The organism is Micromonospora purpureochromogenes, assembly GCF_900091515.1.
GTDB classification, from domain to species: domain Bacteria; phylum Actinomycetota; class Actinomycetes; order Mycobacteriales; family Micromonosporaceae; genus Micromonospora; species Micromonospora purpureochromogenes.
Genome location: NZ_LT607410.1, coordinates 3,225,719 through 3,238,164, shown reverse-complemented (window position 1 = coordinate 3,238,164; position 12,446 = coordinate 3,225,719). Strand labels below are relative to the sequence as shown.

The following is a 12,446-nucleotide window of genomic DNA, read 5'->3' as shown; positions in this document are numbered from 1 at the left end:
ACGGGCCCACCGCCTCACCGACACGGCCGCCGGGGAATCGCCGACCGACAACACCTGATCATGGGAGGAGGCTACGCCCGGCGTTCCGGACCGGAGCCACCGTCGCCCGGCCGGTCCGCCAGCGCCACACCGACCGCCTCCTCGGGCGTGTCGACGTGGCGCGGGCCGAACACCGGCGCACCGGCAGCGTCCACCACCCGCCAGCCGCCGAGCACCACCACCGGCACCTCGCCCCGGCGCATCGCCAGCGCCACCTCGCTGAGGGTGCCCCAGGAGCCGCCCACCGCGATCACCGCGTCGGCGCTCCACACCAGGACGGCGTTGCGGGCCTGTCCCAGGTTGGTCAGCAGCGTCGCCCAGGCTTCGGCGACCGGGCCGGGGGCGGTGCCGTCGTCGGGGCGTACCGCGATGACCAGGCCGTTGTGGGCCCGGGCGCCGGCGGCGACCGCGGCCATCACCCCGCCGCCGCCTCCGCAGAGGACGGTCGCGCCGCGCGCGGCGAGCAGCTCCCCCACCCGGCGGGCGTGGGCCAGCTCGGCCGGGGTCGCCGACGCCGGGCCGCAGACCGCCACCTGCACCACCCGGCCTCACCTCCACGGCGAGGTTAGCGCCGGGCGCGACCACCCCGTCGGTACGCCACGGGAAAGGCGCACCGTGGACCGGCGCTCCGTCTGGGGGTGTTCCGTCCCGGCGACCCGGAGGAGGACCTGTCGAAGCGGGCCCGCCGGCGCCTGGAACGGCAGCGGCGCGACCCGGCCGGCCCACCGCAGCTGGGCAACCGGGCCCGCAGCCGACGCCGGAGGCGACGCCGCTCGGCGACGTGAGGTGGCTCCCCGGTGTGCACACCGGGGAGCCACCTTCGGCAGGGGTCAGAAGACGGCGACGCCGTACTTGCTCAGGGCCTCCCTGACCGGCTGGAAGAAGGTCTGGCCGCCGGTGCGGCAGTTGCCACTCCCGCCGGAGGTCAGGCCGAGCGCGGTGCTGCCGGCGTAGAGCGGGCCGCCGCTGTCACCCGGCTCGGCGCAGACGTTGGTGGCGATCATGCCGCGCACGGTGCCCTCGGCGTACCGGACGGTGGCGTTGAGGCCGGTGACCGTGCCGCTGTGGGTGCCGGTGGTGCTGCCGCGGCGGGTCACGGCCTGGCCGACGTACGCGTCACCGGCGGCGGTGATGTCCTGCGAGCCGACCGAGCCGTCGATGGCGATCGAGGTGTTGGTGTAGCGGACGATGCCGTAGTCGTTACCGGGGAAGCTGCTGCCGGTCCGGTCGCCGAGTTTGGTGCTCAGCGCCGAGTTGGCGTACCAGCTCGCCGACAGGTTGGTGCAGTGCCCGGCGGTGAGGAAGTAGTAGGTGCTGCCGCTGCGCACGTTGAAGCCGAGCGAGCAGCGGTAGCCGCCGCCGTAGATGGCGTCGCCGCCGGAGATCCGCATGCTCAGCGTCCCGGCCAGGTCGGTCGTGCGCGCGCTGCCGCCGGAGGCGGCCACGGCGGCCCCGATGCGGGCCCGGTCGGCGGCGCTGACCGTGCTGTCCACGCCGACCACGACCTGGTTGGTCACCGGGTCGACGTACGTCGCGGTGCCGGTCACGCCGAGGTCCACCCGGGACTGCGCGCGCTCCAGCGCGGCGGTGCTGCGGGTGACCAGGCGGGCCTGCCCGCCGGCGGCCCGGACCGTGGCGGCGGCCCGGGCGTCGGTCACGGCGACGACGGTACGCCCGGAGGCGTCGACGTAGGAACCGGCGGTGCGGTCGGCGCCGAGCGCGGCCGTGAGGGTGGCGGCCCGTTCGGCGGACAGGGGTGCGGGGGCGGCGTGCGCCGGTGCCGCGGCGACGGCGCCGCTGACCACGGCGGCGGTGACGGCGGACATCACACCACGTCGAGTGAGTCTCACGCGTTCCTCCCGGGGAGGGCTGGACGGCCCGATCGGCCGATCGATGAGTGCCCATGTTTCTCGCGACACCGGGCCGGATCCAGGCCCCCGGCGCGGTTGTTTCACCCCGGGCCGGACCGGACGTGGCCGCGTAACGCATCGACATCGATCGACGCTGGTGGAAGTGGGGCCACTGTCAGCTCACGGTCGTGCTCCCGACGCGGTGTCGACGCCCGGCGACCGGGTCGGCTAGCCTGCCGGCCATGCCATCGACGCTGACCGAAGCGACCGATCCGTACTGCCTGCGCGAGGGCGAGAGCGCCGCGCTGCTGGCCGGGCATCCGTGGCGCCGGTTCGTGGTGCTGGGCGACAGCGTCGCCGAGGGGATGTGCGAGCCGGTCGACGGGTATCCGCCGGTGCAGTGGGCGGACCGGATCGCCGCCGAGCTGCGCGCGGCCCGCCCCGGACTGGCGTACCTCAACCTGGGCCGGCGGGGGCTGCGGGCGCATGAGGTGCGCGCGGCGCAACTGGACGCGGCGCTGGCCTTCGACCCCGACCTGGCGCTGGTGGTCTGCGGCGGCAACGACGCGTTCCGCCCGGCCTTCGACCCGGCCGCGGTCGACGCCGAGCTGGCCGCGATGATCGGTGCGCTGCGGGCGGCCGGGGCGGACGTGGTCACCGTCGGCATGTTCGACGTCTCGCACAGCCCGGCCGTCCCGGAGCAGGTCCGGCCCGGACTCGGCCAGCGGATGCGACTGCTCTCCGCGCACACGGGGCGGCTGGCCGCGCGACTGGACACGGTGCACGTGCACCTCACCGACCACCCGGCCGGCGCGGACGCGTCGCTGTACAGCAGCGACGGCCGGCACGGCAGCGCCCGTAGCGACGCCATCGCGGCGGCGGAGACGGTACGCCGGCTCGGGGCCCACCTCGCCGCCCGACGCGCGCCCCGGCCGTGACCCGGGATCGTCTGCCGTCTCCCGACGCCGACCGCGACGGGAGACGACAGACGACCCTCGGCCGGGTCAGTCGGTGAGCAGGATGCCGGTCATCAGCACGCCCCGGGCGAGGTTGAGCACGCCCTCGCAGCCGGGGTAGCCGACCCGGGCCAGCGCGCCGGAGCCGGTGCGGCCGAACAGGTAGGGGGCGATGCTGTACGGCACCTTCGCGGTGACCACCTCGCCGGTCTCGATCTGCACGAAGTCCATCGCCACCCGGTCGGCCGGCATGTACCGCTGCAGGATGTTGCCGCCCCGTGCCACGGCGGCGCGGACCCCGTCGGCCCAGGCCGCCGCGCTCAGCTCCGGGCCGATCAGCACGTCGTGGCCGGCGGAGCCGTCGGCCGGCTTGGCCACCAGCTCGGCCTGCTCGGCCAGCGCCCGGTCCAGCTCGGCCTCGGTCAGCACCACCGTGTGCGGCACGTACCGGCGGATCAGGGCCTGGTCGTCGGCGGGGAGCTGGTCCAGGTCCTCGTAGAGCCAGGCAAAGTTGACCTTGTTGCCGAGCAGCCAGGCGGCGGCGCTGACGAACATCGGCAGGGTGCCGGCGGCGAGCGCCCCCGCCACCGCCTCCAGGCCCGCGCTCGGCGTGACCCGGTTGGGCACGAAGAGCCGGAACAGCGCGTCCACCGGCGCACCGTCCACCACCAGCCGCCGGTCGGCGTCCAGGGTGGCGGTGGCGACCGGGGCGATGACCAGGTCGATGCCGAAGCGCCGGCCCTGGTCCACCAGGGGCGAGAGGATCCGGATGAAGGTCTCCGGGTCGTCCAGCCCCGGGTACTCGGCGTCGAAGTCCATCAGCAGCGCCACCCGGGCCCCCTCGGCCAGGCCCAGTTCGTCGCGGATCGCCACGAACCGCTGGTCCAGCAGGGACGGTGCCGGCCGCGCCGGCACGCCGTCGAGCAGGCCACGCTCCCGGTAGAGCTGGGCGAACCGCTGGATCACCGTGTCGGCGTCGAAGCCGCCGCCGAGGCTGCTGTCGATGTTGTACTCGACGATCCGCGGTTCCCCGCCGGAGAGCAGCACGTCCGGCCGGTACGCGGCGAGCAGCGCCTCGGTCAGCGGCTCGTCCTCGTCGAGCAGCCGGGTCTCCCCCGCCGGTACGCCGAGCAGCCGCCGCAGCTCCCCCGCCGTACGGGCGCGTCGCCGGCAGGCGTCCAGGATGAGCTGGGCGATCCGGTCGCAGACCTCGTTCAGCTCGCGGAAGGAGTCGGCCGTCAGCACCGTCGGCCGGGCCAGCCGCCACTGCTTGTTGTACGTCGCCCGGCCGTGGAAGATCCGCTCCCACTCCTGCGCCCCGGCGGCGACCATCGCCCGGCGGGTAGCCTCCGGCAGGTCGGTCCACGCCCGGCCGGCCGCCGGCCACGGGTAGTTCACATCGATCATGATCCGTCCTTGGTCACGTGGTGGATGGCGGCGGTGAGGGCCGCCCGGCCGGGCTGTACGGCCCGGTCCAGCGCGGGCGCGAAGGGCAGCACCGCGCCGTCCGGGCGGGTGACCCGCCGGGGCGGGGCGGCCAGCGGCACCCGTTCCACGACACTGGCGATGATCTCCCCGGCGATGCCGCAGGACCGGTTGGAGTCGTCGAGCACCACCAGCCGCCCGGTCCGGGTCACCGAGTCGACCAGCCCGTCGAGGTCGAACGGGTAGAGCGTGCGCGGGTCGAAGACCTCGACCGACACCTGGTCGGCCAGCTCCCCGGCGACGGCGAGCGCGTCGTGCACCAGGTGCCCGACGGCGACCACGGTCACGTCGTCGCCGGCCCGGCGCACCACGCCCCGGCCCAACGGCACCGGGGCGAGGCTGGCGAAGTCGACGTCCTCGCGGACGTCCAGCGCGCCGGCCGGGGCGAAGACCACCACCGGGTCGTCGTGCCGGATCGCCGAGACCAGCAGCCCGTACGCGTCGGTCGGGGTGGCCGGCACCGCGGTGACGATCCCGACGTGGGCGAAGAGCGAGTACGGGTGGTCGGAGTGCTGCCCGGCCCAGCCCGTCCGGGAGCCGGAGCCGGGCACCAGGTAGGTGACCGGGGCGGCGCACTGCCCGCCGGTCATCAGCGGGAACTTGTGCGCGTGGTTGACGATCTGCTCGAAGACCAGGAAGAGCAGCGACGGGATCTGGAACTCCACCACCGGGCGCATCCCGGCCAGCGCCGCGCCGGTGGCGAAGCTGGTGAACGCCTGCTCGGACAGGGGCGTGTCCAGGACCCGCTCCGGCCCGAACCGCTTGAGCAGGCCGGCGGTGATGTTCGACGCGGCCACCCGGATGTCCTCGCCGAGCAGGAACACCGCCTCGTCGCGGGCCAGTTCGTCGGCGAGCGCCCTGGTCAGCGCCTTGCGGTAGGACAACCGTGGCATCAGCCGCCTCCCGTCCGGGCGGTCAGCCCGCTGGCGTACAGGTGGTCCAGCGCGCCGGCCGGGTCGGGCTCGGGACTGGCCAGGGCGAACGCGACGGCCGCGTCGAGCGTCGACTCGACCTCCGCGTCGACCGCCGCCCGGTCCGCCGGGACGAGCCGCGCGCCCTGGATGTGCACCGGATCCCGGGAGCGGCCCTCGGCCACCTCCTCCGGCGGGCGGTAGTCGAGGCGTACCGCGTGTTCGAAGGTGTGGTGGGCGTCGAAGCGGTAGGTGCGGGCCTCGACCAGCTCCGGGCCGCCGCCGGCGCGCATCCGCGCGACGGCGGCGGCCGCGGCGTCGCGTACCGTCTCCGGGTCCTGGCCGTCGACGACGGCGGCCGGCATGCCGAACGCCTCGGCCCGGCCCACGATGGTGCCGGCCACCGCGCCGGCGACCGGCATGGTGGTGGCGTAGCCGTTGTTCTCGCAGACGAAGAGCACCGGCACCCGCCAGAGCGCGGCCAGGTTGAACGCCTCCAGCAGCATCCCCTCGTTGACCGCGCCGTCGCCGAAGAAGGTCGCCCCCACCACGTCGTCGCCGCGCCGCCGGCGGGCCCAGACCGCGCCGGTGAGGATCGCCCCGGAGGCGCCGACGATGGCGTTGGCGCCGAGCACCCCGCGAGCGAAGTCGGCGGCGTGCATCGAGCCGCCCCGGCCCCGGTTCAGCCCGGTCTCCCGGCCCAGCAGCTCGGCCATCATCCGGGCCGGGTCGGCACCCTTCGCCAGCACGTGCCCGTGCCCGCGATGGGTGCCGGTGACCAGGTCGGAGTCGCGCAGCGCGGCGCACACCCCGGCGGCGATCCCCTCCTGACCGAGGTACGGGTGGATGCCGCCGACGATCGCCCCGGAGTGGACCAGCTCGACGGCCCGCTCCTCGAAGCGGCGGATCAGCCGTACCGTGCGGTAGAGCCGGACCGGGTCGGCGTCGGTCACCGGTCGCGCCCCTCCTTCACGGCGACGAGGATGTCGTCCCACAGCGCGGCCCGGGCGGTGAGCGCCAGGTTGACCGTGTCGGCGCACTCCTGCCACTTGACGTCGTCGTCGCCGCAGAGGTCGGCGAGCATCTGCATCGCCATCGGGGTGTGCTGCTCCCCGTCGACCTCGATGTGCCGCTCCAGGTAGTCGACGAACGTGTGCAGCCGGTTGCTGCGCTCGTTCACGGCGACGACCTGGGTGAACATGTCGGGGATCAGGTCCTCACGGCCGAAGGCGAAGGCGGCGGCCTGGCAGTGCACCGGGGTCGACTCGATGATCTTCCAGGTGGTGGCGGCGAACCGCGCCGACGGCGCCGGGACAGCCGCCTCGGTCAGCGCGGCGGTCACCGGGCGACCGGCCCGCAGCAGCCCGACCAGCGCGTCCACGGCGGTGGTGTCCGCGCCGGCCTCCCGCATGCCCCGCACGTAGAGCTCGAAGTGGCTGATGAAGGCCTCGCCGAGCTCGTCACTCTCCTCCACCATCACGATGTCGTTGATCAGACGGCGGCTGCCGGTCGGGCCGGTGGGGATCCACGGCACCGTGACGCAGGTGAGCTGCCGCTGCAACGACTTCAGCAGGGACATGAAGTCCCAGACCGCGAAGACGTGGTGCTCCATGAAGGTGACCAGCGCCTCGTGGGTGTCCAGGTTGGCGTAGAGCGGGTGCCTGACCACCACGTCGCGGCGGTCGGTCACCGCCTGCTCCAGCCGCTCGATGCCCGGATGGGTCCTACCCCAGTCGTACCGTGACATGTCAGCCTCCCTGCTGGGCGCGGTCGCGCCAGATGACCGGGCAGTATTCGGGGTCCGCGTAGTCGGGCCGCCCCTCGTGGGTGCGGCGGACCAGCACGTCGTGGTTGTACGCGGCGAGCGTGCCGTCGGAGAGCGGATACTCCCGCCACGCGTTGTCGCCGTCCTGCAGGTGCAGCGAGACCGCCTGGCGCGGGCGGCCGCTGACGTTGGCGCCGCTGCCGTGGTAGGTGCGGCAGTGGTGGAAGCTCAGGTGTCCCTTGGGGATCACCATCGGGATCTTGCGGATCTCCGCGCCGTTGTACGCGGCGTTCTCGGCCAGCATCTCCTCGAGCTGGTCGCGGTCCCGGTCGGCGAAGTGCCGCACGACGGTGTCGTCGGCGCCGATCTCCTGCCACCGGTGCGAGCCGTCGACCATGGTGATCGTGCCCATCTCCTCCCCGCAGTCGTGGAACGGGATGAAGGCGGTGAGCATCTTCTCCGACGACGAGGACGCCCAGTAGTGCTTGTCGAAGTGCCAGGGCACGATGTTGGACGGCTCGCCGGAGATCGGCGGCTTGTAGATCAGCGTGGACTGGAAGATGCGGATCTCGTCGGCCTGCGCCAGCCGGGCGGCGACCGCCCCGATCAGCGGCTTGCGCAGGATCGCCGCCAGCCCGTCGTGCTCATGGTGGACGTAGTCGTTGTGCCGCTGCACCGGACCCTTGGCCGGCTCCCAGTAGGCGAGCTTCGGCGGGCGCACCGGCAGGCGGCGGTCCCGCTCGCCGGCGTAGTAGCGGTCGGCGGCGGCGGTGAGCGCGTCCACCTCCTCGTCGGTGAGCAGCTTCTTCGACAGGTACCAGCCGTGTTCGGCGTAGCAGCGCACGTCCTCGTCGGACGGGAGCAGCGCCTCCTCCTCGGCGGTCAGCGTCGGATGGAACTCCGTGGTGGTCATGCCCCAACCCCTCGTGCCGTGCCGGCCACGACGGCGGGGGTTGCCCCCGCCGCGGCCAGCTCCCGTTCCTTGGCCTCGTAGAGCGCCTTGATGTTGCCGCTGCCGAAGGTGCGCGCCCCGCGCCGCTCGATCAGTTCGAGGAAGAGGGTGCGGCGCACGTGCATCGACTCGGTGAAGATCTGCAACAGCTGCCCGCCGTGGTCGGAGTCGACCAGGATGCTCAGGTCGCGCAGCCGGTCCAGCGGCGCGGCGATCGGGCCGACCCGCCGCTCCAGGTCGTCGTAGTAGGCCCCGGGGGTGCCGGCGAAGCGCACCCCCCGCTCGGCGAGCGCCCCGACGGCGGTGACGATGTCGTCGGTGCGCAGCCCGAGGTGCTGCACCCCGGCGCCGTGGTGCTCGGTGAGGAACGCGTCGATCTGGCCGGGGCGGTGGCCCGCGTCCGGTTCCAGCAGCACCAGGGTGACCCGCCCGGACGGGCTCTGCACCACCTTGGAGTTCATCGCCTGGCCGGCGACCTCGATGTGCTCCTCGAAGATCTGCGCGAAGCCGAAGACCCGCTCGTAGTGCGCGACGGTCTCGTCGAGCTGCCCCGGCGGCACACAGACCGCCAGGTGGTCGATCTCGGCGAGCAGCTTGTCGTCGTCGGTGACCGGCGGCGTCGTCTCCACCGCCCCGGGCAGGAACTCCGTCCGGTCGCCGCGCCGCTCCACCAGCCGGTGCAGCACGTCGCCGAAGCCGCCCACCTCGGCGGTCACCACCTCGGCGTCCGCGCCGGTCCAGGTCCGCGGCGCGCTCACCCCGGTCGCACCCCGGGCCACCAGCTCCGCGTACGCCCCGGCGGCGTCGCCGACCTCCAGCGCCACCACCGCGATCCCGTCGCCGTGCCGCTGCACGTACGTCGAGGCGGAATGCCCGGCGGTCAGCCCCGAGGTGAGCAGCATCCGGATGTCGCCCTGGCTGAGCAGCAGCGAGCGCTGCCCGGCCAGCCCGGTCTCCGGGCCTCCCTGGCCCCGCAGCTGGAAGCCGATCGCGGTGCCGAAGTAGAAGGCGGCCTGCCGCGCGTCCCCCACGTACAGTTCGATGTGGTCTATTCCACGGATGTCCATCTCCAGCCCTTCCCCATGTCCCCCCGTGAGTGCGGTCCGGGCGCGTACGGCCCGGGTGGTCACCTGTGCGGTCCGGCGGCCCGCGCCCCGGCGGTACGCCGCAGCAGCAGGCTGACGTTCTGGCCGCCGAAGCCGAACGAGTTGGTCAGCGCGAACTCCGTCCCGGTCGCCCGGGGCTCGACCCGGATGTGGTCCGCCGGGCAGGCCGGGTCCGGGTCGTCGAGGTGGTACGTCGGCGGCAGCAGCCCCGCGCCGAGGGCCAGCGCGCAGGCGGCCGCCTCCACCACGCCGGACGCGCCGAGCAGGTGCCCGGTGAGCGCCTTGGTGGAGCTGACCGGCACCCCGCCGACGCCGAAGACCGTCGCCAGCGCGGTGGTCTCGGCGATGTCGCCGAGCTTGGTGCCGGTGCCGTGCGCGTTGACGTAGCCGACGTCGCCCGCCGACACTCCCCCGCCGGCCAGCGCTCGCCGCATGCACTCGGCCGCGCCCGCGCCGTCGGGCCGGGGCGCGGTCGGGTGGTACGCGTCGGTGGTCGCGCCGTACCCGGCCACCTCGGCGTAGGCGGTGGCGCCGCGCGCCGCGGCGTGCTCGGCGCGTTCCAGCACCAGCAGCGCCGCCCCCTCGGCGAGGACGAAGCCGTTGCGCCGGGTGTCGAACGGTCGGCTGGCCCGGGTCGGGTCGTCCCAGCCGCGGGCCAGCGCCCGGGCGTTGCCGAAGGTGTCGGCGAAGGTCGGGAAGAGCGGCGCCTCGCTGGCCCCGCAGAGCACCACGTCGGCCTCCTCGGCCCGGATCAACCGGACCGCGTCGGCGACCGACTGTGCGCCGGAGGCGCACGCCGTGCCCACCGCGGAGCTGTAGCCGCGAATGCCGTGCGCGATGGCGATCCGCGCCGACGGCATGTTCGGCAGGATCCCGGTCAGCAGGTACGGGCTGACCGCCGCCCGCCCCCGGGCGGCCCGCGCCACCACCTGCGTCTCCAGCGTGGACATCCCGCCGACCCCGCCGACGATGACGCCGATCCGCGCCGGATCGACGTCCCGGCCGACCTCGATCCCGGCATCGGCGAGCGCGTCGGCGGCGGTGAGCAGCGCCAGCACCACGATCCGGTCGAGCACCTTGGTCTCCGGGCCGGAGGCGACCGTGCGCGGGTCGATCGGCGGCAGCAGCCCGGCGACCTCCAGCGACTCCCGGGCGGGGTGCCCCTCGGGTGGCCGGGCCAGCCCGGACTTCCCGGTGGTCAGCGCGTCGAAGGTGGCCGCCACGCCCCGCCCGACCGGGCTGAACAGCCCCATTCCGGTGATGACGGCGGTCATGACGCCGACTCGGTCAGGTAGCGCTCGCGCAGCGCCACCTTGCGTACCTTGCCGGTGACGGTGACCGGGATGTCGGCGGAGGCGACCGGCACCACCCGGCGTAGGGTCGCGCCGACGTCCGCCCCGAGCGCGGCGCGCACGGCCCCGGTGCGGTCGGTCCCCGGGTCGGCGCCGGCGGCCAGTTCCAGCAGCACGTCGGTGACGACGATGCCGTCGTCCTGCTTGACCATCACCACGGTGCAGTCGGTGACGTCGGGGCAGGCGGCCAGGATGCGCTCCTCCGACAGCGCGGTGAAGAAGCGCCGCCCGTCGGCCAGCTCCACCGAGTCGACGGCCCGGTCCAGGTGGTAGTAGCGGCCCTCGGCGTCGGCGTGGACGAGGTCGCCGGTGAGGTACCAGCCGCGTAGTCGGGACCGGTAGGTGGTCACCGAGTCGTTCCAGTAGCCGCGGAACAGCGACGGCGAGTCGATGCCCAGCCAGCCCACCTCGCCGGGCGGCAGTTCGTTGCCGTCGAGGTCGAGCACCGCCACCCTGGTGAACCGGTAGGGACGGCCGACGCAGCGGCCGTACCGGTCGGTGTCGGCGGTGTGGGTGAGGTGGAACATCGAGTGGCCCATCTCGCTGGAGCCGAGCCCGTCGATGAAGACCGAGCCGGGCACCCGCACCACGCCCTCGCGGGTGACGGTGTCGCGGGAACCGACCGCGACGAGACGCCGCACGTGCGGCTCGTGCGAGCAGTCCCCGGTGTTGAACCACAGCCGCACCGAGTCCAGGTCGTACCCGGACAGGTCGAAGCGGGCCAGCTCCGCCCAGGTGACGGAGAAGCCGAACACCCCGTCCGGGCGCCAGCGCTGGATCGCGTCGAGCACCCGCTCGCCGCCCTGCTCGGACAGGAGCAGCATCTCCGCCCGGTTGCCCAGCGCCTGGTTGACCATCAGCACGGTGGCGGTGTGCGGGGCGGGCAGCGCGTTGAGGATCCGGCTGGTGCCCTGCGCCTGCGGCATGGACAGCAGGTGCCGGGTGGCGGCGAAGAGGCTGGCGTGCGAGTGCAGCACCGCCTTCGGCACCCCGGTGGTGCCGGAGGTGTGGGTGATGACGATCGGGTCCTCGTCGTGGTGGCGGTAGTGCGGCGGCGCGTCGGCCGGGTCGCCCGCGCCGGCCTCGGCGGGCTGCCCGAGCAGCGGCGCGCCCAGGTCGTGTCCGGCGAGGGCCGCGGTGTGCGCGGCGTCGGCGAGCACCCCGGCGGCGCGCAGCCGGCGGATGTACTCGGCGGCGATCTCCGGGCGGAGTTTGCCGTTCATCAGCGCGGGGATCGCGCCGAGCCGGGTCAGCGCCAGGAAGCCGAGCACCATGTCGGCGGCGTCGGTGGCCCACACCGCGATCGGGTCGCGGGGCCGCACGCCGCGCCGGTGCAGCCAGGCCGCCCGGGCCGCGACCCGCTCGTCGAGCTGGCCCAGGGTGAGTGGCCGCTCGGCGGGGTGCCCGTCGACCGGGGTGTCGAAGGTCAACCCCGGTCCCGTCGGGTCGGCCCCGTGCGCCAGCACCCGGGCGAGCACGTTGCCGGCGCCCAGCGCGGTGTCGGCGGCGAGCGCCCCGCGCAGTCCCTTCGTCCTCATTGCCTCGTTCCTCCCCCCAGCAGCACCGCGACCGCCCCGGTGGGCGTGCCGTCCGGTGCCTCTTCGATTCCGACCAGCAACGCCTCGTCGGCGTCGCCGTCGTGCAGCAGCAGGTCCGCCTGGGCCAGGCCGTCCGCGCGCGGGTCACCGGTGGGGCTCAGGCACACCACCGGGCCATCCAGTCCCCAGCGCGCCGCGACGTGCCCGGCCACGCTGTTCGGCACCGACTGGAAGAAGAACAGCGGCCCGACCCGGCCACCGGCGGCGACCGTGGCCCGGACGTGCGCGGCGCTCGGCCGGTCACCGGCGGCGCTGACCAGCACCACCGCGCAGGTGGTGCCCGCCGGCGCCGGGCGCGCGCCGTACCGGCGGGTCAGGCAGCGGTCGGCCACCGCCGCCACCAGCGGCGCGAACGGCGAGTGCACGAACCCGGGCAGCGCCGGCGGCGGTCCGTCGCCGGGCTCCGGCCAGCGCGCCTCGGCCAGCACCGCC

The 12,446-nt window shown here is 74.5% G+C and carries 13 protein-coding genes; 2 read left to right on the top strand and 11 right to left on the bottom strand.

Annotated features, from left to right (window positions below; translation table 11 throughout):
- Window positions 1–71: 71 nt before the first annotated feature.
- Window positions 72–581, bottom strand: coding sequence for an SLOG cluster 4 domain-containing protein (locus tag GA0074696_RS15030; protein ID WP_231925383.1), 510 nt, complete (start codon window positions 579–581; stop codon window positions 72–74).
- A gap of 96 nt (window positions 582–677) precedes the next feature.
- On the opposite strand from GA0074696_RS15030, the gene GA0074696_RS30800 reads away from it, so the two are divergent.
- Window positions 678–824: a hypothetical protein gene (locus GA0074696_RS30800; RefSeq protein WP_157745942.1), complete on the top strand. Its 147-nt coding sequence runs from the start codon at window positions 678–680 to the stop codon at window positions 822–824.
- A gap of 45 nt (window positions 825–869) precedes the next feature.
- Here the strand turns inward: GA0074696_RS30800 and GA0074696_RS15025 are convergent, their stop codons facing one another.
- Window positions 870–1,865, bottom strand: a complete 996-nt coding sequence (locus GA0074696_RS15025) for a S1 family peptidase (RefSeq protein ID WP_088961684.1) — start codon at window positions 1,863–1,865, stop codon at window positions 870–872.
- Window positions 1,866–2,131: 266 nt separating this feature from the next.
- On the opposite strand from GA0074696_RS15025, the gene GA0074696_RS15020 reads away from it, so the two are divergent.
- The gene (locus tag GA0074696_RS15020; RefSeq protein WP_088961683.1) at window positions 2,132–2,827 is read left to right on the top strand and encodes an SGNH/GDSL hydrolase family protein; all 696 of its coding nucleotides are present in this window, start codon (window positions 2,132–2,134) and stop codon (window positions 2,825–2,827) included.
- A gap of 66 nt (window positions 2,828–2,893) precedes the next feature.
- On the opposite strand, the gene GA0074696_RS15015 is transcribed toward GA0074696_RS15020, so the two are convergent.
- From GA0074696_RS15015 to GA0074696_RS14975, 9 genes are read right to left on the bottom strand one after another with little or no spacing between them, the layout of a single operon-like run.
- Entirely contained in the window at window positions 2,894–4,252 is a 1,359-nt protein-coding gene (locus tag GA0074696_RS15015) for a hypothetical protein (RefSeq protein ID WP_172894295.1), read from the bottom strand.
- Entirely contained in the window at window positions 4,249–5,223 is a 975-nt protein-coding gene (locus GA0074696_RS15010; protein ID WP_088961682.1) for an alpha-ketoacid dehydrogenase subunit beta, read from the bottom strand. The genes GA0074696_RS15015 and GA0074696_RS15010 overlap by 4 nt, the downstream gene beginning before the upstream one ends.
- The gene (locus tag GA0074696_RS15005; RefSeq protein WP_088961681.1) at window positions 5,223–6,194 is read right to left on the bottom strand and encodes a thiamine pyrophosphate-dependent dehydrogenase E1 component subunit alpha; all 972 of its coding nucleotides are present in this window, start codon (window positions 6,192–6,194) and stop codon (window positions 5,223–5,225) included. The genes GA0074696_RS15010 and GA0074696_RS15005 overlap by 1 nt, the downstream gene beginning before the upstream one ends.
- Window positions 6,191–6,988 carry a DUF3050 domain-containing protein gene (locus GA0074696_RS15000; RefSeq protein ID WP_088961680.1) on the bottom strand — a complete coding sequence of 266 codons (798 nt, stop codon included), beginning with the start codon at window positions 6,986–6,988 and terminating at the stop codon, window positions 6,191–6,193. Before GA0074696_RS15000 ends, GA0074696_RS15005 begins: the two co-directional genes overlap by 4 nt.
- 1 nt (window position 6,989) lies before the next feature.
- Window positions 6,990–7,919 carry a phytanoyl-CoA dioxygenase family protein gene (locus GA0074696_RS14995; RefSeq protein WP_088961679.1) on the bottom strand — a complete coding sequence of 310 codons (930 nt, stop codon included), beginning with the start codon at window positions 7,917–7,919 and terminating at the stop codon, window positions 6,990–6,992.
- Window positions 7,916–9,025 carry a 4-hydroxyphenylpyruvate dioxygenase gene (gene hppD, locus GA0074696_RS14990; protein WP_088961678.1) on the bottom strand — a complete coding sequence of 370 codons (1,110 nt, stop codon included), beginning with the start codon at window positions 9,023–9,025 and terminating at the stop codon, window positions 7,916–7,918. Before hppD ends, GA0074696_RS14995 begins: the two co-directional genes overlap by 4 nt.
- Window positions 9,026–9,084: 59 nt before the next feature.
- Window positions 9,085–10,338, bottom strand: coding sequence for a beta-ketoacyl-[acyl-carrier-protein] synthase family protein (locus tag GA0074696_RS14985; protein WP_088961677.1), 1,254 nt, complete (start codon window positions 10,336–10,338; stop codon window positions 9,085–9,087).
- Complete coding sequence (locus GA0074696_RS14980) at window positions 10,335–11,954, bottom strand: class I adenylate-forming enzyme family protein (protein WP_088961676.1); 1,620 nt, start codon at window positions 11,952–11,954, stop codon at window positions 10,335–10,337. Before GA0074696_RS14980 ends, GA0074696_RS14985 begins: the two co-directional genes overlap by 4 nt.
- Window positions 11,951–12,442, bottom strand: a complete 492-nt coding sequence (locus GA0074696_RS14975; protein WP_088961675.1) for a beta-ketoacyl synthase chain length factor — start codon at window positions 12,440–12,442, stop codon at window positions 11,951–11,953. Before GA0074696_RS14975 ends, GA0074696_RS14980 begins: the two co-directional genes overlap by 4 nt.
- Window positions 12,443–12,446: the final 4 nt, after the last annotated feature.

Excerpts from the sequence above, each read along its gene's own strand:
- GA0074696_RS15025 (WP_088961684.1), bottom strand. The coding sequence starts at position 1,865 with ATGTCCGCCGTCACCGCCGCCGTGGTCAGCGGCGCCGTCGCCGCGGCA.
- GA0074696_RS15020 (WP_088961683.1), top strand. The coding sequence starts at position 2,132 with ATGCCATCGACGCTGACCGAAGCGACCGATCCGTACTGCCTGCGCGAG.
- GA0074696_RS15015 (WP_172894295.1), bottom strand. The coding sequence starts at position 4,252 with ATGATCGATGTGAACTACCCGTGGCCGGCGGCCGGCCGGGCGTGGACC.
- GA0074696_RS15010 (WP_088961682.1), bottom strand. The coding sequence starts at position 5,223 with ATGCCACGGTTGTCCTACCGCAAGGCGCTGACCAGGGCGCTCGCCGAC.
- GA0074696_RS15000 (WP_088961680.1), bottom strand. The coding sequence starts at position 6,988 with ATGTCACGGTACGACTGGGGTAGGACCCATCCGGGCATCGAGCGGCTG.
- GA0074696_RS14995 (WP_088961679.1), bottom strand. The coding sequence starts at position 7,919 with ATGACCACCACGGAGTTCCATCCGACGCTGACCGCCGAGGAGGAGGCG.
- hppD (WP_088961678.1), bottom strand. The coding sequence starts at position 9,025 with ATGGACATCCGTGGAATAGACCACATCGAACTGTACGTGGGGGACGCG.
- GA0074696_RS14985 (WP_088961677.1), bottom strand. The coding sequence starts at position 10,338 with ATGACCGCCGTCATCACCGGAATGGGGCTGTTCAGCCCGGTCGGGCGG.
- GA0074696_RS14980 (WP_088961676.1), bottom strand. The coding sequence starts at position 11,954 with ATGAGGACGAAGGGACTGCGCGGGGCGCTCGCCGCCGACACCGCGCTG.